The sequence below is a fragment of the Paenibacillus melissococcoides genome (assembly GCA_944800085.1).
GTDB lineage: Bacteria > Bacillota > Bacilli > Paenibacillales > Paenibacillaceae > Paenibacillus_B > Paenibacillus_B melissococcoides.
This window is the reverse complement of record CALYLO010000006.1, coordinates 21625-38958: the sequence shown is the minus strand read 5'-3', so window position 1 is coordinate 38958 and position 17334 is coordinate 21625. Positions and strand designations below refer to the sequence as shown.

Sequence of the window (17334 nt, the reverse complement as noted above, 5' to 3'; positions counted from 1 at the left end):
ACATGGACCATCCCTCCGCCTGGCGCGGGGCCAGAGGCTAGCGCCTAGTAACTGGTGCGCATAATCCGGGCGAAGGCGGCCATTCGTCCGACCCATAAGCGATTAAGCCGCATTCTTCTCCCCGCGCCGGAACCGCTTGGGCGCCCACCAATTGGCCCGCCCCATCAGCTTCATCAGCGACGGCACGAGAAAAATGCGGATCAAGGTCGCATCGAGCAGAACCGAAGTGGCCAGCCCGAGGCCGATCGCTTTCATCATTTCATTATCCGTGAAAATAAAGGCGCCTACGACGACAATCAGAATGAAGGCGGCGCTCGTAATGATTCCGCCGGTCTTCATGAGGCCGTCGGCCGTGCTGTGCTCGTTATGCCCCGTTCGCTCGTATTCCTCGGCAATCCGCGACAACAGGAAGACTTCATAATCCATCGATATGCCGAAGACGACGCAAAATATGATGACCGGCAGCATCGCAACCACCATGCCGGTCGACGTGACCTGGAACAGATCGGCCAAATATCCGTGCTGGAAAACAAGCACGACGATGCCGAGGCTCGATCCGAGACTCAATATGTTCATCAGCACCGCCTTCAATGGAAGCAGAACGGAACGGAAGGCGATGAACAATACCAGGTAGGTCACGATGAGGATGAAGACGACGACATACGGAAGCGCCCCCGTGATTCGCTCGATAATGTCGAGCTGCACCGCCGGTCCGCCTGTTACATATTTGGCGGCCATTCCGCTCTGGAGCTCCCAGTTCCTCAGGCTGTGGACGAGATCGCGCACTTCCTGCCCTTCCGGATCGCTATCGGGAATGACTTGCATGACGATAAGGCGGTCCTTCGCCAGATGGCTGCTCTCCAACTGAGCGCGCAGAGAAGGAGCCTTCAAGGCCTCCGCCTTCGCCTCCGGGCCGGGCAGCCCGCTCATCAGGCCTACGTAACTGTCGACGCGCCGCACTCCGTCCATCCGGCTCAGCTCGGCCTGCCAGGCTTCCGCCTGCCGGATTGTCCCGGCATCGGTATAGGGCCGCTCCGTGCGCAGCGCGACGAGAATCGGGTTCAGCTCCCGCTTGTCGTATGCCTCGTTCAGCAGATCGGAGCCGGCGCGCGACTCATACTTCGGCGGCAGCATCTCCGCGTCCGGAATGCCGATGTTCATGCCGGCCATCGGCAGCGCGAGGCCAGTCAGCAGGACGAACAGGATGATGACAATCGTAATCGGCCGCTTCATGACACTATGCGCGATTCTGCGCCAGAAGGAGCTGCCTCCATCCGCGTCCCGGCTCCGGAACCGCGCCGGAATGACTGGAAAGCGATTAATGCGCTCGCCGAAGACACCCAGCAGAGCCAGCAGCAGCGAGTTGCCGACGATGACGGACATCGTGACGACGAGCACGCCGCCCAGACTCAACGAACGGAACAAAGCCAAATCGATGAACGCCATTGCCACCAGCCCGATCAGGACCGCCACCCCGGAGAAGAAGATCGAGCGCCCCGCCTTCTGGGCGGTCATCGCCACCGCCGCTTCAACCGAGGCCTGCTGCCGCAGCTCTTCCCGGAAGCGGCTTACCATAAACAGCGCATAATCGATCCCGACGGCAAGCCCGAGCATCGTCACGACATTCGGGAGAAAGTTGCTGAGCGAATCCGTCGCGAACGAGATGAAGTAGATAAGACCGAGGGTGACGGTCACACTGACGACACCGACGATGAGCGGCAGCAAGCCGGCCAGCAGCGTGCCAAAGACGGCAAGCAGGACGACGAGCGCAATCGGCAAGCCAATCAGCTCCGACTTCACAATGTCCCGTTTGCTTGCTACCTGCATATCGTAGTAGACAGGGGTCGCTCCGCTCACATAGGTGTCAGCCTGCGGAAGATCCGGTATCCGGCTGCGGATCTCCGGATATTTCTCCAACGCCTCGTTCGTATCCAGATTGAGAATGACATGGACGGCGGCGACATCCTGCCGCGCATCATCCTGCCGCCCTTCCTGGCGAATACGGACGTCGCTGACGTACGGCTCCTGCTTCAGTCCGGAAAACCTTTGTTCGATCTGCCTGAATATGTCTTCCGTCATCAAGGAGGAGCCATCCCTGCTCTCGTATACGATATCCATAGTCGTCGAAGAGAGCCCGACCTCGCTGCGCAGAACGGACAGCCCCTGCTCCGATTCGCTGCCGGCTGGCGTAAATCCGTTATCCTTAAGCATCGAAGGAACCTGCAGGGCCAACAGAGACATGGCCAAAAAGAATACCGTCCAACCGATCCACACAGCGTGTCGTCGACGGTATACCCATTGTCCCCATGTCCAAAAAAAGCCGCGGCTGTCCGTTTCCCGCACGTTTGTCGCCCCCTGACCACTCTTATTATAGCTTCATTGTAAGCATCCCGAGTGACAGGGTCAATTTTGGACGTGCGAGCTGACGATCGTCACATTCAGCGACCGGGCCAGATCGACCTCGTACGGCACGGCGAGCTCTTCTCCCTCGGGTCCGGTCAAGATTCGCACGATCGGCCGCTGAGGGTATTCCGAATGAATGCGGGCGACGACGCCGGTCTCGCCGGTGCTCAGGCGGACGGATATCCCGATCGGATAGACGGCAAGCCGATCGCGGAACACGGCGAGCATCGATGCATCATAGAGCGTATCCGCCCCCGTGTACAGCAATTCCAACGCGACATGGGGCAAGGTAGCCTCCTTATACACCCGATGCGACGTCATCGCATCATAGGAGTCGGCAATCGCGACCCATTTCGCATACTCATGAATCTCATCGGAACGAATTCCGCGCGGGTACCCGCTTCCGTTCAGACGCTCATGATGCTGGAACGCGCAATGGGCGGACAGCAGCGGAATATTCGGCTCCTCCTTCAGGATGAGGTATCCAAGCTCGGCATGCCGCTTCATCTGGGCAAATTCCTCATCCGTCAGCTTGCCGGGCTTGTTCAAAATATTCAGATCAATCTGCGTCTTGCCGATATCATGAAGCAGCGCGCCCATGCTCAATACCCGCTGCTCCTCCTTTCCATACCCGTGATGGATGCCAAGCAGCGTCGTGTAAATACATACATTCAACGAATGCTGGAACAGGTAGTGATCGGTCGCCTGCATATCGGTCAGCATGATCATCGCGTCTTCGTGACTGGACAGCTCGTCGATAATCGAATCGAGTATGCCTTCAAAAGCTTTGCCGAGCGAAGCGGACTGCCGCGCCTGCTTCCGCGATGTCGATTCATTCATCATCTGCTTGAACTGGCGCCGGATCATGACCGCCGCTTCCCTGCGCGTCTTCTCGCTCAGCAGCGAAGGAGCCTCGATGCCTTCCGTCCGGTTATCCTCAATGTACACATAAGAGATACCCATCTTCGAGAGCCGTTCAATATATGCTTCGGACAATTGTACCGCCTCGCGCAGCAGGACGAGGCCTTCTTCATTGAAAATTTTTTTCGCTAGCCGCATGCCGGGACGGCAAGCCTGAATTGGCATCCAACGCACACATGGTCAACCCCTGCTGTTTTCTGATTTGGCAATCCCCTTTTCCTCTACTCGTACGACTCTATCAGCTACTCTATCATAGCAAAAATGCCGCCGCGCGCGAAGAGGCGAAAGTTGTTTTCTGTCGTTTCCCGGAGCGTGCGGCTGGCAGAATCTGTCGGACGGTGACCGCCGGCATGGGCATCGCCGATTTATCGGATAATAAAGAACCAGAACAGCCCGGCAAGCACGAAGCGGTAGATGGCAAAATGGCGCAGCCGAATGCGCTGGATATGCTTCAGAAAGGTGACGACAACGAGATACGCCACGATAAAGGAGACGATAAAGCCGAGAGCGAAAAATCCGATAATATCGAGGCTGAGCATGCGATACCCGTCGATCAGCTCATAACCGCTCGCCAAGAACATTATGGGAATCGCCATTAAAAAGGAGAAGTCGGCAGCCGCCCGATAGCTGACCCCGCTCAGCATGCCCCCGGACATCGTCGAGCCCGAACGGGAAAAGCCCGGAAAGACGACAGAGAGAATCTGGTACAGTCCGATCAGCAGCGCCTGCAGGTATGTAATGTCGTCCATCGTCTCCGCGGACGGCTTGCGCCGGGATCCGAACCATTCCGCGACCCACATAAACACGCCTCCGCCCACAAGGGCCCACAATATGGTCGGGGTATTGTCGAATTGGCTCTTGATGTAATCCCGGGCGAAGTAAGCGACGATGAGCGCCGGCCCGATGCCAAGCGCCACATGGATCAGATTGAGCTGCCTCGTGCGGACATGCCCCTGGGCTACCGTCCGGCTTCGCCGTCCGAGCATCGCGAGAATCCGCTCCCAGTACACAACCGTAATCGCGAGAATCGCGCCCAACTGGATGACGATTTCGAACGTCTTCAGAAAGTCCTCCTGCTCGGCGATACCCATAAGCCGGGTCGTCAAAATCATATGCCCGGTAGAGGAAACCGGAATAAATTCCGTCAAGCCTTCCACGATGCCCAATATAACCGCTATCCAAATATAGACCATGAGAGGTGTCCACCTTTCCCGACTAACGATAATGGACAATCGTAAGCCGCTCCTCGCGGCAGCGGCGCAGCTCCTCCGCCTTGCGCAGCTGGACGCCAAAATATCGCGCAGCATCTCCGGCAGGAAAAATGTGATATCCTGTCCATTTGTCAAGCTCGGAAAGCCTCCGCCAAATACAAACATGTCGATCGTACCGGCGACGAGCCGGTCGTTATCGGCCACTTCCCGGCCATCGAGCCACAGTCGAATCCGCTCCTCGTCCGGGCCGCGCCTCCATTCCACCTGCAGCCCGTCCACGCACAGTGTGCCAAGCTGGCCCCCGCGGAATCCGTAGCCGCGGACGACCCGACCGTAAGCTTCCTCGTGAAGGCTCTCCCGGATTGCCTGCTTCACGTCCGCGCCGGATAGCTGCATCCGGACCGGATTGATGGGAGAGGGACATAGCTTATGCAGCATGCCCTCGGTCACCGTTCCGGCTGGCAGATCACCAAGCAATTGGACGGCATTGACGAGACCGATATCCGCCCCGGTATGATCGCGCAGCGCTTGGGCCAGCAGCTGCCCGAGAGGGGACGGCCGATCATATCGCACGGAGAGCGGCTCCGCGACCTGAGCGACAGGGACGGATAGTCGCCGGGTCGCCTCGGCTCTCGCCTGGAGCAGTTCGGCTTCCACGAGCGGATCAGGCAGTTCTTCGCTTACCGGAATGCAGCGCACCGATAGCTCCAGTTCGCCGGAAGGGGCCCGACGGCACTCGGCCACGCCCAGATGGCCGCCGTATTTCCCCGCCGCCAGCAGCCAGGTCCGGCCGACTTTATGCCCGTCCGGAAGCAAGTGATGACTGTGTCCGCCCAAAATAAGGTCGATCCCTTCCGTCTCGCCGGCCATTTTCATATCCGTCGTCAGCCCGCAGTGCGACAGGACGACGAGCAGATCGACGCGGGGACGGAGAACAGAGACCGCCTCCTGTACGGAAGATATCGATCGCCCACCTCCCAACCGAGCAGACGGTAATAGTCGACGTAAGGCGCAGTAACGCCGACGATGATAATCCGAAGCCCCCGCAATGCAAGGGGATGAGGGAGGGATGGCCGGCAATCGAGGCCGGAAGGAGCGGATGATACAAGCCCTACTACTCTGTATACGAGCGCTGGGCAGATTTCATGACCGATAATTTTTAAGTAAAATGGGAAATGCTGTTGTCACGTTCCGATGAAGTTGATATGATTACGGTACATATGTTGTCTATTTTTGGCTAGGACGGTGAATGAACGTGAAGGTTCATGTCTTAAGCGTTGCCGACGGCGATATCGTGGCGAAGGATATTTTTAATTCCCACGGTCTGCTTGTGATCTCCGCCGGAACGAGATTGAAGGAGAAGGACATTGCCCTGCTCCTGCGGCATCATCTTGATTTTATCGACATTGAAGAAAGACAAGCCGAATCGATGACAACGCTTCCACAATTAGCTTCCTCTTCCGGAGAGGAACGGCTCCAGTCTACCTACAGGGAGGCCGTCGCCGGAGTGGAGCAGCTATTCTATGAGGCGGCTGCCCATGGTCATATACAAGATGAGCAAGTGGAAAAGACCTTGACGCCGCTGATTCACCAGATTAAGGCGGAACGGGATGTCGTCTCCCTCCTCCTGAGGATGGGAGCGGAAGATGAGTGCACCTACCAGCATTCGGTGCAAGTCGGAATGCTGTCCTATTATTTGGCGAAGTGGCTCAATTATAATGAGGCGGATGCGGTACGCGTCGGCAAGGCCGGCTTCCTTCACGAGATCGGCATGGCCCTGGTGGATGCGGACAGCTCATCGCTGGCTAGTACGGGAATTCAGAGCGAGGAAGAGGCCGAGAAGTTGAAAAAGCATACCCGCTTCGGGTGCGACTTGCTTCGAGGAACTTATGAAGACGAATGGCTGTATCTGGCCGCGCTGCAGCATCACGAACGGCTGGATGGAAGCGGTTATCCGATTGGCCTGAAGGAAGACGAGATTCATCCCGTCTCCCGTATCGTCGCCATCGCCGATGTGTACAGCGAGATGACCTCGGCCTGCAGCGGCCTGCCGAAGCAGAACCTGTTCTGCGTCTTGCGGGAGCTGCACGCGATGAGCTTCGGCCAATTGGATCCTACGATGACCCATACCTTTATCCGGAACATGATTCCGAACTTCCTGCACAAGCAAGCCCGCCTCAATGACGGCCGGACGGGAGTCATCGTAATGTCGAATCAGACCGAACTGTTCCGCCCGCTCGTGCAAATCGATCAGGAGTTCGTCGATCTGGCGCAGCGGAGACAGTTGGAAATCGAGCATGTATACATGTAACTTTTATCTGCGGGGCGTGTTCACTTCTCCCTTGACCCGGTGCGCCATCAACTCGGAGACCGTGACTATGGAGAAGCCCCGCTTTTTGAGTTCCGGCAAAATCGTCTTCAACGCCTCCACCGTCTGCGAACGGCCCTCCGCGAAATCATGCATCAGCACGATGTCCCCATTCCCGGCTGAACTCAGAACTTTATTGACGATACGCTGAACACCGGGCGAGCTCCAGTCCTTCGTGTCCTGATGCCATGACCACATGACGATGCGGTAATCGTTGGCACGGGCGACATCGACGAGCTCTTGATTATAATAGCCTCCAGGCGGGCGATACAAGTGAGGGGCCGTTCCGGTCACCTTTTTGATGAGGCGGTGCGCCTTCATCATATCCTCCTCGATCTCGGCGGCCGATATCCCGCGGCGAAAATATTTATGGTAGTAGGAATGGTTCCCGATCTCATGTCCTTCACGGAGAGTGCGCTTCGCCAATTCCGGGTTATCCTTGAGCCGCCAGCCAACCAGGAAAAAGGTCGCCTTGGCGTCATACTGCTTCAGCAGATTCAGAATGGCAGGCGTATTTTTCGGATCAGGGCCATCATCGAAGGTAAGGGCAATCCTCTTGCCGGCTGACGGCACCTCCCATACGATATCTCCCCGCTCCTCGAAATAAGCCCGACCCTTGCGGACCGGCTTGTCAGCGGCGCTCATCGGCATTGGGTTCAGCTCTTCCAATATAGCTGCAGCAGCAAAGTGACTCTGCTGGCCAGCCTTATCACCGGCCGCCTTCCCCGCAGCCTCCCCTCTATGTACACTGGTCTCCGCCGTAACGAACAGCAGGGCGATTACTGCAAAGCAGATCATCCCGATTCGTGCCGCTCGTTCCAGGCGTTTCCTTACGCGATTCATGTCGCTTCCTCCTTCACAACTGCTGTCGAACATTCTCTGCGGTGCGCGATCAGGCGCAACCAGTGAAGATTCACTTATTATGCGCCAGCGGAGGGAAGACATTCATGGGGAACCGAATTTCGAAAGATTCTGGGTCGGCAGAAAGGGCTTGGGGACAGAAAGAAATGAGGAAAACTGCATATCTGGTTTCTATTGCTCAATTGACTCATTACACGAAAGCTGCCTAAAGAACTTTTCTTCAAGACAAGAATATAGGTTATATCCCGATCGATATCATTTGCAGATATATCGATATCATTAGCAGATATAATCTAGGTTCCTCTAGAGAAATCATGTTCAGGGTAACCAAAGCGGCGAAACGAGCCAATTCATCAATCGGCGGTGGTTGTGCATCCGGTTCCAGTGAGAGAGATGGCTGCGCATAGGCTACCCTCCAAAACGCGGGAATTCCAGCTATTGCTTCTACTGCACCACGTTCTGGTAAAGTTGTCTTATGCCGATCGTCCGCGGCCGGTCAGCGGCTTCCAGGATAAGATGCGTTCCAGCCGGAACGGGCGCCAGCCTCCTGCGGCAAGACAGGTTGCATGCAGGACGCCGTCCCGGATCCGGCGCACGATAATCCGCCGCTGAGTAATGGTTCCGTGCCAATCCTCATAGATGATTTCTAGCGTGCTGCCTATATAATGCTCTATCTTCACTCCACATCACCCCGAACATTCGTTTGCTTATGAGTTAGTATACACGAATATGTGTTCGGTATACAACGGTAAAAAGAAGCAGTTTTCTCTGCGGGGTAAGTTTTGTATAGGGTTCGCAGCTTGGGTTGTGATTAGCTTGTCCTGTATGTGCGATTGTTGTCCCCCGCCCGCCGCCCGCCGGAAAAGATGTAAAAATACAGGAATTCCCCAGGGTTCGATCCTTGGAAAAGGGAATCCTGCCAAAGTGCAGGAATTTCACTCGTTTTCGTTTGAATATGTGGCAGTTTGAAGAAAATGATGTATGAGCGCAGCAATTTCGTGAAATCTCCGGGGCCTTAGCATAAAATGCTGCACTTTTGCAGGCTTGGGGAGCTGTTGTGCCGCTCCGGCATGGAGCGCTATGCTGCTGCCACTTGCAGCGATATGCGACGGCCCTTGCGCGCTATGCTGCTGCTCTGGAATTGAGCGAGTCCATCCCCATTCATGTATGCGTGTCGAACCCCATCCGCGATCGTAGTGAACTGACAGGTCTCCACCTGCAAAATCTCGGGAGCCGGCGGAGGAAGCGGTTCCCCCGGAAACACCGCCGGACAGTCTGGAGGTGGAGTAATGGAACTGCTCGTGCTTGTGTCAGAAGGATCGACAATGCTGATCTTTAAGGCCGGATCCCACGGTTTTGCCGTAACACGAATCACTTGATCGTCCATGTTGATTTTTCACCCCCTACAATTGGTACCTTATTCCTATCGTATGCCGGCAACAATTTTGGGGACCTAACCAGAAGCACAAAAAAAGCTGTTCCAGAAAGCGGGCATCCCGGAACAGCCAATGAGATGCTTACTTACGAAATCGTTGATCCGTTATTAATTGACCACAAATTCGACCACGACAGGAGTGGCCTCATCCAACACATCTCCATCCGGGATCGTAATCGTCGTTGTTGTTACGGTTGACGCATCCCCCAATTGGACGACGCCATTGACGTAGAGGGTATAATATGCAAAAGATCCTGGAAAAGCCGTCGCAGCGGCGCCGGTATCGTCAGTAAATGCAGTCGCCGCTATCGCGAACGTAGCGCCTGTACCTGTACCGGCGCCAATGGTCGACTGAAATCTCCGGCCTGCTTCTCCCCCCATAATCAAGGATGCTATAGTTAATGCAAGTGGGACAAGGAGTGTTTTATACACCTGACATGAGGAAATGATAAATTTTCAAAAAGTTCCGAAAGCATATGGATAAAGGATTGCAGCTACAGGAACAAGCTATGTTCCATCATGCCGCTGTCGATAAGCTTCCACCGGTTGTTGCAAGGAAGTAAGAAAAGATTATTTCTTTTGAGAGACTTTATAAGGTTCAGGAAGCAAAAGGTTTAAAATAGCTGCTGCTACTAAAATAAAAATCGATAAGTAGAATGAAATGTTATCGCTTCCTGTCTCGCTGTAAAACAACCCTGGTAAATAGGCTCCCAATGCCGACCCGACTTGGTGACTAAAAAAAAGCCACCCTAAAATAAAACCAATGGAATATGTTTTGAAATAGTTCGTAGCTAATAATTGGGTCGGTGCTACTGTCGCAAAGTCAACCAATCCAAATATGACCGCAAAAATAAGTAATAACATGGAGTCATGACTATATAAAAGGATGCAAATGGAAACTGCCCTTATCGCGTAGAAAGCGAACAACATTTTTCGGCAGCTCCAACGATCTGCTATTACTCCAGAAATCAGAATTCCTACTATGTTAAAACCCGCAAGTCTGCTTACAGCTGCGCTGGTGACCGTTGTTGAAAAGCCATGATCATGCGAAAAGGGAATAAGGTGAGTATCCATTAATCCTGTAGTGGTAAAACCACAAATACCAAAGGGCAAGCGTTAACAAGACACCTTGGACAACAACGGTTGCTTTCCAACCGAACCAATCAATGAAGAGGAGAGAGCCTGGAACAAGAAACATTTGCCCAGCTCCGAATGAGAGGCGAACCCCCTAAACTGTTAAAAAAGTCAAAAAGGTAACAAAAATAATAACCCAAGCATAATGAAACTTTACCCTCATGATCATTACTCCTCAAAACAAGACTTTACCTTCGCAGCTCTAGATCCCAACGCTCTTCAACTAATCTTGTTCCCCACAATGTCTTTTCTTCTTGTTCCTCCGTCATTTCAAACCCGAACTTTTGATATAAAAATCTGGCATTCAACATATCACGAACGGTCCATAGAAAAATTCGTTCATAATTATGGTTTTTACAATAGTCAACAATAGAGTGAATCAACTGGCTCCCTACCCCTTGTTTTTGAAAAACGGGTTTTACCAAAAACCACCTTAATTGTCCTACACGAGGACCACTATTCACTAAACCTATGCAGCCCGCAAACTGCCTATTTCTTTCGGCTATCCATATTCTTTCGATTTCGGCGTCAAACGTCTCATAAAGATACTTTAAAAAACCTTCATCCCACTTACAGACTTTGTGGTAATATGTCCATTGCTGTTCAATGATGTTCTTAACATCTTCAGAAGTGTAGTAACTTCGAATAGAAACCGATTTTTCTTTTTTTACAAATGCGGAATCAGAGAGAATTTCTTGTATCCTATTCATAGATGAAACAAGTTTCTGTTTTTCTTCAAGATTTAAGTTTTCCAGAATATACCCTACTTGTTGATTCGCTTTCTTTTCCAATTCTTTATAAATCAGCTTCCCATGATCTGTCACGTACAAAAGATGATTACGCCCATCTTCTTTGCATTTATGTTTATCAATCATTTTCTCTTTCTCAAATCTTTTGATAATTCTGCTTACATAGCCGCCATCTAAATCTAGTCTTTCTTGAATATATTTAGCCGTGCAATTAGGAGTAGTATAAATTTCATATAAAATACGAGTTTCCGTTAGTGAAAAAGGACTGTCATAAATATGCTCATTCAAAAACCCTAAAACATCGGTGTAAAATCGATTGAACGTTCTGAATTCTGTCCCGAATTTTTCTTGTTTCCTAGTCATCTCTACACCTCTTCAGAAATTGATAAAATATTAGATATTATCATTTTTACATCGAATACTTGCCTGAGTCAACTATTTTCTCTTAACTCACATGCAGTGCCTTTTCCGTTCCGGCAGATATGCAGGAGGGGGGAACCGGAATAACCCGCTATAAAAAAACCCTTGCCACAGATTGATGTGACAAGGGTTTTCGTTTATTAACCGATAGAGCCTTCCATCTCCAATTTGATCAGGCGGTTCATCTCAACCGCATATTCCATCGGCAATTCCTTCGTGAACGGCTCGATGAAGCCCATGACAATCATTTGTGTCGCTTCGTCTTCCGTCAATCCTCGGCTCATCAGATAGAACAGCTGATCCTCCGATACCTTGGATACGGTCGCCTCATGCTCCAATTGAATGTTGTCATTCATGACTTCGTTATACGGAATCGTATCGGACGTCGATTGATTATCCATGATGAGCGTATCGCATTTGACATTGGCCTTGGATCCTTCGGAATTCCGGCCGAAGGACGCGATGCCGCGATACGTAACTTTGCCGCCGTGCTTCGAGATCGACTTGGATACGATCGTCGATGTCGTGTCCGGCGCCAGATGCAGCATTTTCGCGCCTGCATCCTGATGTTGGCCTTTGCCCGCTACCGCGATGGAGAGCACCGAGCCTTTGGCTCCGCGACCCTTCAAAATAACGGCAGGGTATTTCATTGTCAGCTTGGAGCCGATGTTGCCATCCACCCATTCCATGTTCGCGTTCTCTTCGCAGACCGCACGCTTCGTAACCAGGTTGTAAATGTTCGGCGCCCAGTTCTGAATCGTCGTATAGCGAACGCGGGCGTTCTTCTTCACGATAATCTCGACCACCGCGCTATGAAGCGAGTTCGTGCTGTAGATAGGAGCCGTGCAGCCTTCTACATAGTGCACGAAGCTGTCCTCGTCGGCGATGATGAGCGTGCGCTCGAATTGCCCCATGTTCTCGGAGTTGATGCGGAAATACGCCTGCAGCGGGATTTCGCATTTGACTCCCTTCGGTACATAGATGAAGCTCCCCCCGGACCATACGGCGCTGTTCAATGCAGCGAACTTGTTGTCCGCCGGTGGAACGACCGTGCCGAAGTGCTCCTTGAAAATTTCCGGATGCTCGCGCAGAGCCGAGTCGGTATCCATGAAGATAACGCCTTGCTCTTCGAGCTCCTTTTGCATGCTGTGGTAGACGACTTCCGATTCGTACTGCGCGGATACGCCCGCCAGGAACTTCTGCTCCGCTTCCGGAATTCCCAGCTTGTCGAACGTCTCCTTAATCTCCGCCGGCACTTCCTCCCACGTCTTGCCTTGCTTCTCGGAAGGACGAACATAATATTGAATATCGTCGAAATCCAATTCATCCAGGTCGCCGCCCCAACGCGGAAGCGGCATTTTCTCAAATTGCTTCAGCGATTTCAAGCGGAAATCGAGCATCCAGTCCGGCTCGCCCTTAATCTTGGAGATTTCCCGGACGATTTCCGGAGTCAAGCCTTTGCCGGATTGGAAAATCGACTGATGATTATCGCGAAAGCCATATTTATATTCCTCAAGTTCTGGCAATTCTTTCGCCATGGTGCATTACCTCCTCCGTACGTTATCCACGTACATTTTCGCCGTTATTTCGTCGGCTCTTCAATCCCTTTGCGCAGCGCGTTCCAGGCCAGCGTCGCACATTTGATCCGGGCCGGGAATTTACATACGCCAGACAGTGCTTCCAGATCTTCATACTCGTCGAATGTCACGTTCTCGCCTTTCACCATGGAGGAGAATCGTTCAGCCATCTCAATCGCTTCTTCCAACGTTCGGCCCTTGACCGCGTCGGTCATCATCGAGGCGCTCGACATGCTGATCGAGCAGCCCTCTCCGGTAAAGCGGGCATCGACGACTTTATTATCCTCCACCATAAGCTGCAAGGAAATGCGGTCGCCGCAGGTCGGATTGTTCAACTCGATCGTTACCGCATCGGAATCGAACGTACCGCGGTTGCGCGGCTTTTTGTAATGATCCATGATGACGCGCCGGTACAAATCATCCAATTGCATCGCTGAAATACTCCTTTGTTGCCCGCAAGGCTTCTGCCAGACGGTCGATGTCTTCCTCCGTATTATACAGATAGAAGCTTGCCCGTGCCGTCGCGCTTGCCTTCAGCCAGCGCATCAGCGGCTGGCAGCAATGGTGGCCGGCGCGAATGGCAATTCCCTTCGAATCGAGAACGGTCGCCACATCATGCGGATGAACATCATCCAGATTGAAGGTAACGAGACCGATCCGGTTCTTCTTCGGACCGTAAATCGTAATCCCTTCAATCGCGGAGAGCTGTTCGACCGCATATTGCGCCAGCTCGTGCTCATGAGCGGCAATCGCGTCGAGGCCGACCTCTTCGAGGAACTTCATCGCCGCGGCCAAGCCGACGGCTCCGGCAATGATCGGCGTGCCGCCTTCGAAGCGCCACGGGATCTCTTTCCATGTCGACTCATACAAGTCAACATGGTCAATCATTTCGCCGCCGAACTCGATCGGCTCCATCTTGTTCAGCAGCTCTTTCTTGCCATACAATGCTCCAATCCCTGTCGGACCGCACATTTTATGCCCGGACAGCGTGTAGAAATCGCAGTCCAAGTCCTGAACGTCAATCCGCATATGCGGCGTGCTCTGGGCCCCGTCGACCACCATCACGGCGCCGTGACGGTGCGCGATGGCCGCGATCTCCTTCACCGGATTGATAACGCCCAGCACGTTCGAGGCATACGTGACCGTGACAATCTTCGTCCGATCCGTCACGGTCTGTTCCACGTCCGCCAGGTCAATCGTTCCATCCTCTTGCAGAGGAATATATTTCAACGTAGCGCCGGTTGCCTTCGCAACCTGCTGCCACGGAATGAGATTGCTGTGGTGCTCCATCGGCGTCAGGACGATCTCGTCGCCTTCCTTGCACACGGAGCGGCCATACGAAGAGGCAACCAGATTCAACGCCGTCGTCGTGCCGCGGGTGAACACAATCTCTTCCGGATGCCGGGCACGAATGAACCGGGCTACTGTCTCGCGCGCTCCTTCATAAGCATCCGTTGCCCGGGAACCGAGCGTATGCACGCCGCGGTGGACGTTCGCGTTGTCCCGTTCGTAGTAGTCCTGAATAGCACGGATAACCGCTGCCGGCTTCTGCGAAGTAGCCGCATTGTCCAAATAGACGAGAGGGTGACCGTTAATCTCCTGATTCAGTATCGGAAACTGCTTACGAAGCTCGCGCCCTATCATTGTCCTAACTTCCTTTCGATGTAGCGGCGCAGCAGATCCTGCAGATGCTCGTTCGGCAGTTCGGCCACGACCGGAGCCAGGAACCCGCGAATAATCAGGTTCTCCGCTTCCTCCTTGGATACGCCGCGGGACATCAGGTAATAGACTTGCTCCGGATTCACTTGCCCGGCCGACGCGGCGTGTCCTGCCTTAACGTCATCCTCATCGATGAGAAGAATCGGGTTGGCGTCGCCGCGGGCTTTCGGGCTCAGCATCAGCACGCGTTCGGTCTGCTGTCCGTTCGCTTTGGAAGCGCCCTTCTCGATCTTCGTAATGCCGTTGATGATGGAAGAGGCGGACTCACGCATTACGGCGCGGGTAATCATGTCGCTCTCGGAACCGAGGCCGATATGAACGGCCTTCGTCGTAATGTTCAGCTTCTGCTCTCCGTTGCCGACGCAGATAACCTTCGCATCGGAAGTGGAGCCGTTCCCCTTCAGAATCGAGCAGGTATCGGAAGCTCCATTGCCGTTGTTCATCTCGCCGACGACCCACTCGATGCGGCCGTCATTCTCTACGATGGCGCGGCGGAACGAAATATCGGTCGTCGCTTCGCCAAGATGGTGGATGGAAGCGTAAGTCACCTTCGCGCCCGGCTTGACGAACACTTCGACCACACCGTTGTGCATAACCGGTTCGCTCAACGATCCGGACACGTAATTATCCACATAATTCACCCGGCTGTTCGCATCGGCCACAATCAAGACATGCGGCGCGAACGTAGCCTTGGCATCATCGGTAAAGAACAAAGCTTGCACCGGTACGTCCACTTCTACATTTCGAGGCACGTACAGGAATGCGCCGCCGTTCCACAGCGCTGCATGCAGCGCCGCAATGCGGTGCTCGTCAGCCTTGACGGCCTGCATCAGATACGGCTTCACCAATTCTTCATGCTCGCGGGCCGCCGTATGCAGATCCGTGAAAATGACGCCTTTGGCAGCCAGCTCTGCATTCAGCTTGCTGTACACAACTGCGGAATTATGCTGCACCAGCACATTCTCCGGTTCCGCGCCTTCGCCGAATACGGCGCGGGCGCCTTCCGGGAGGGCTGCGAAGCTGCCAGCCGCCGGGCCTTCCGCATACTGGCCGTATGCGTTAAGATCCCAGCGGTCGATTTTCGTTTTTTCAAATATCGGGTTATCCAGTGTTGCCGCCTTGTCCAAGGCCTGCAGCCGGAACTCGGTCAACCATGCCGGTTCGTTAGTGCGGGCGGAAAGGTTGGCTACCGCATCCCGGTTCACTGGTAAAGTTATTTGCGTGCTCATCGGTTCCATCGCTCCTCCTGTCAATCGAATTGCTGAATGTCGTTAGGCGTCTTGTCCAACCGTCTCATCGGTGATGCCAAGCTCTTCCTTAATCCAGTCGTAGCCTTCTGCTTCAAGGCGCTCTGCCAGTTCAGGTCCGCCGGATTTTACAATTCGGCCCTGCATCATAACGTGGACGAAGTCAGGCTTGATGTAGTTCAGCAACCGTTGATAGTGAGTGATAATCAAGAAGCCGCGGTCTTCGTTGCGCATGGCATTGACGCCGTTCGCGACGATTTTCAGCGCGTCGATATCCAGGCCGGAGTCGATCTCGTCAAGGACGACGATCTTCGGTTCGAGCATCATCATTTGAAGAATCTCGTTCCGCTTCTTCTCCCCGCCGGAGAAGCCTTCATTCAAATAGCGGTGAGCGAACTCTTCGTTCATCTCCAATTCCTTCATCTTCGATTCCATCTGGCGGATGAACTTGATGAGAGAGATCTCGTTGCCTTCCCCGCGGCGCGCGTTGATGGCGCTGCGAAGGAAATCGGAGTTCGTAACGCCGGCAATCTCGCTCGGATATTGCATCGCAAGGAACAGCCCCGCGCGTGCGCGCTCATCGACTTCCATTTCCAGCAAATCTTCGCCGTCGAGCGTCGCGCTGCCTTCGGTTACTTCATATTTAGGGTGGCCCATCAGAGCGGATGCCAACGTACTCTTCCCTGTTCCGTTCGGCCCCATGATGGCGTGCACTTCCCCGCCCTTCATCGAGAGGCTGATGCCTTTCAGAATCTCTTTACCTTCAATGGTCGCTTTCAAACCATTAATGACGAATTCAGTTGCCATGTGTCGTAACCTCCAGATTGATGGATTTGTTAAAAAGATGTATACTTTAAATTAAAGATTAATCTTTTGCAAGAGCTTTTATTACATAGTAATCATTATAAAGTGATTATCAGTGATTCTCAATATATAATTTTAGTACATCGGGATATATAAATCAACCTTACAAAAGACAAGCCGCGCCAGCCTGCAAGAACTCCTATCAAAGCACGGCAACCGCTCAGACGTAACAGTTGGATAACGAAACCATCTTTACTTACCCATTTTCGGGCAAACCGAAAAGATTTATGCAACAACGAGCGTTGGCCGCCTTCGGCATATGAGGCGAAACCGACTCCCGGCGCCAATATTGTTTACCCGGGAAACAAAATCATTATAGCATCATTTGAAAATGAGAATCAATATCAATATGATTATCCTTATTGAAGCCATTCCCGCCTGAATGCAATCAAGCATGAAGAAGCATCCCTCACCAATTGGCAAAG

At 53.2% G+C, this 17334-nt stretch carries 14 protein-coding genes and 2 pseudogenes; 1 reads left to right on the top strand and 15 read right to left on the bottom strand.

The annotated features are described in order from the left end of the window. Nucleotides 1–102 precede the first annotated feature (102 nt). The 4 genes and pseudogenes from OCY70_RS20520 to OCY70_RS20505 form a co-directional block, all read right to left on the bottom strand. On the bottom strand, nucleotides 103–2343 hold the full coding sequence (locus tag OCY70_RS20520) for an MMPL family transporter (RefSeq protein WP_213427598.1): 2241 nt from the start codon (nucleotides 2341–2343) through the stop codon (nucleotides 103–105). 60 nt (nucleotides 2344–2403) lie between these two features. After that, the gene (locus OCY70_RS20515) at nucleotides 2404–3489 is read right to left on the bottom strand and encodes an HD-GYP domain-containing protein (protein ID WP_213427632.1); all 1086 of its coding nucleotides are present in this window, start codon (nucleotides 3487–3489) and stop codon (nucleotides 2404–2406) included. Between the two features lie 200 nt (nucleotides 3490–3689). Further along, on the bottom strand, nucleotides 3690–4517 hold the full coding sequence (locus OCY70_RS20510; protein WP_249724862.1) for an undecaprenyl-diphosphate phosphatase: 828 nt from the start codon (nucleotides 4515–4517) through the stop codon (nucleotides 3690–3692). Between the two features lie 273 nt (nucleotides 4518–4790). Beyond that, a pseudogene (locus OCY70_RS20505) lies at nucleotides 4791–5405 on the bottom strand (5'-nucleotidase C-terminal domain-containing protein); the annotation flags it as partial. Nucleotides 5406–5784: 379 nt separating this feature from the next. Between OCY70_RS20505 and OCY70_RS20500 the strand changes: the two are divergent. Further along, entirely contained in the window at nucleotides 5785–6846 is a 1062-nt protein-coding gene (locus OCY70_RS20500) for an HD-GYP domain-containing protein (protein WP_213427596.1), read from the top strand. Nucleotides 6847–6849: 3 nt separating this feature from the next. Here the strand turns inward: OCY70_RS20500 and OCY70_RS20495 are convergent, their stop codons facing one another. From OCY70_RS20495 to sufC, 11 genes and pseudogenes are all read right to left on the bottom strand, one after another. Next, nucleotides 6850–7746, bottom strand: coding sequence for a polysaccharide deacetylase family protein (locus OCY70_RS20495; RefSeq protein ID WP_213427595.1), 897 nt, complete (start codon nucleotides 7744–7746; stop codon nucleotides 6850–6852). A 491-nt stretch (nucleotides 7747–8237) separates the two neighbouring features. Next, the gene (locus OCY70_RS20490; protein ID WP_213427594.1) at nucleotides 8238–8444 is read right to left on the bottom strand and encodes a hypothetical protein; all 207 of its coding nucleotides are present in this window, start codon (nucleotides 8442–8444) and stop codon (nucleotides 8238–8240) included. Nucleotides 8445–8842: 398 nt separating this feature from the next. Next, nucleotides 8843–9151: a hypothetical protein gene (locus tag OCY70_RS20485; protein WP_261945148.1), complete on the bottom strand. Its 309-nt coding sequence runs from the start codon at nucleotides 9149–9151 to the stop codon at nucleotides 8843–8845. 156 nt (nucleotides 9152–9307) lie between these two features. Then, nucleotides 9308–9580, bottom strand: a complete 273-nt coding sequence (locus tag OCY70_RS20480) for a DUF4183 domain-containing protein (protein WP_213427593.1) — start codon at nucleotides 9578–9580, stop codon at nucleotides 9308–9310. A gap of 189 nt (nucleotides 9581–9769) precedes the next feature. Then, nucleotides 9770–10412: pseudogene (locus OCY70_RS20475) on the bottom strand (MFS transporter); the annotation flags it as partial. Between the two features lie 109 nt (nucleotides 10413–10521). Further along, entirely contained in the window at nucleotides 10522–11445 is a 924-nt protein-coding gene (locus OCY70_RS20470; protein WP_213427592.1) for a bifunctional helix-turn-helix transcriptional regulator/GNAT family N-acetyltransferase, read from the bottom strand. A 197-nt stretch (nucleotides 11446–11642) separates the two neighbouring features. Further along, the gene (gene sufB, locus OCY70_RS20465; protein WP_213427591.1) at nucleotides 11643–13040 is read right to left on the bottom strand and encodes a Fe-S cluster assembly protein SufB; all 1398 of its coding nucleotides are present in this window, start codon (nucleotides 13038–13040) and stop codon (nucleotides 11643–11645) included. 44 nt (nucleotides 13041–13084) lie between these two features. Next, entirely contained in the window at nucleotides 13085–13510 is a 426-nt protein-coding gene (sufU, locus tag OCY70_RS20460; protein WP_168180474.1) for a Fe-S cluster assembly sulfur transfer protein SufU, read from the bottom strand. Next, nucleotides 13497–14723 carry a cysteine desulfurase gene (locus tag OCY70_RS20455; protein ID WP_213427590.1) on the bottom strand — a complete coding sequence of 409 codons (1227 nt, stop codon included), beginning with the start codon at nucleotides 14721–14723 and terminating at the stop codon, nucleotides 13497–13499. The genes sufU and OCY70_RS20455 overlap by 14 nt, the downstream gene beginning before the upstream one ends. Continuing rightward, nucleotides 14720–16027 (bottom strand): Fe-S cluster assembly protein SufD, encoded by a 1308-nt coding sequence (sufD, locus tag OCY70_RS20450; RefSeq protein WP_213427589.1) that lies wholly within the window; start codon nucleotides 16025–16027, stop codon nucleotides 14720–14722. Before sufD ends, OCY70_RS20455 begins: the two co-directional genes overlap by 4 nt. A gap of 42 nt (nucleotides 16028–16069) precedes the next feature. Further along, nucleotides 16070–16852 (bottom strand): Fe-S cluster assembly ATPase SufC, encoded by a 783-nt coding sequence (gene sufC, locus OCY70_RS20445; RefSeq protein WP_213427588.1) that lies wholly within the window; start codon nucleotides 16850–16852, stop codon nucleotides 16070–16072. Nucleotides 16853–17334: the final 482 nt, after the last annotated feature.

What these genes read in the sequence shown, in the direction of transcription:
- OCY70_RS20500 (WP_213427596.1), top strand. Translation starts at nt 5,785, where the DNA reads ATGAACGTGAAGGTTCATGTCTTAAGCGTTGCCGACGGCGATATCGTG.
- OCY70_RS20515 (WP_213427632.1), bottom strand. Translation starts at nt 3,489, where the DNA reads ATGCCAATTCAGGCTTGCCGTCCCGGCATGCGGCTAGCGAAAAAAATT.
- OCY70_RS20485 (WP_261945148.1), bottom strand. Translation starts at nt 9,151, where the DNA reads ATGGACGATCAAGTGATTCGTGTTACGGCAAAACCGTGGGATCCGGCC.
- OCY70_RS20470 (WP_213427592.1), bottom strand. Translation starts at nt 11,445, where the DNA reads ATGACTAGGAAACAAGAAAAATTCGGGACAGAATTCAGAACGTTCAAT.
- OCY70_RS20510 (WP_249724862.1), bottom strand. Translation starts at nt 4,517, where the DNA reads ATGGTCTATATTTGGATAGCGGTTATATTGGGCATCGTGGAAGGCTTG.
- OCY70_RS20480 (WP_213427593.1), bottom strand. Translation starts at nt 9,580, where the DNA reads ATGGGGGGAGAAGCAGGCCGGAGATTTCAGTCGACCATTGGCGCCGGT.
- sufU (WP_168180474.1), bottom strand. Translation starts at nt 13,510, where the DNA reads ATGCAATTGGATGATTTGTACCGGCGCGTCATCATGGATCATTACAAA.
- sufB (WP_213427591.1), bottom strand. Translation starts at nt 13,040, where the DNA reads ATGGCGAAAGAATTGCCAGAACTTGAGGAATATAAATATGGCTTTCGC.
- OCY70_RS20495 (WP_213427595.1), bottom strand. Translation starts at nt 7,746, where the DNA reads ATGAATCGCGTAAGGAAACGCCTGGAACGAGCGGCACGAATCGGGATG.
- sufD (WP_213427589.1), bottom strand. Translation starts at nt 16,027, where the DNA reads ATGAGCACGCAAATAACTTTACCAGTGAACCGGGATGCGGTAGCCAAC.
- sufC (WP_213427588.1), bottom strand. Translation starts at nt 16,852, where the DNA reads ATGGCAACTGAATTCGTCATTAATGGTTTGAAAGCGACCATTGAAGGT.
- OCY70_RS20455 (WP_213427590.1), bottom strand. Translation starts at nt 14,723, where the DNA reads ATGATAGGGCGCGAGCTTCGTAAGCAGTTTCCGATACTGAATCAGGAG.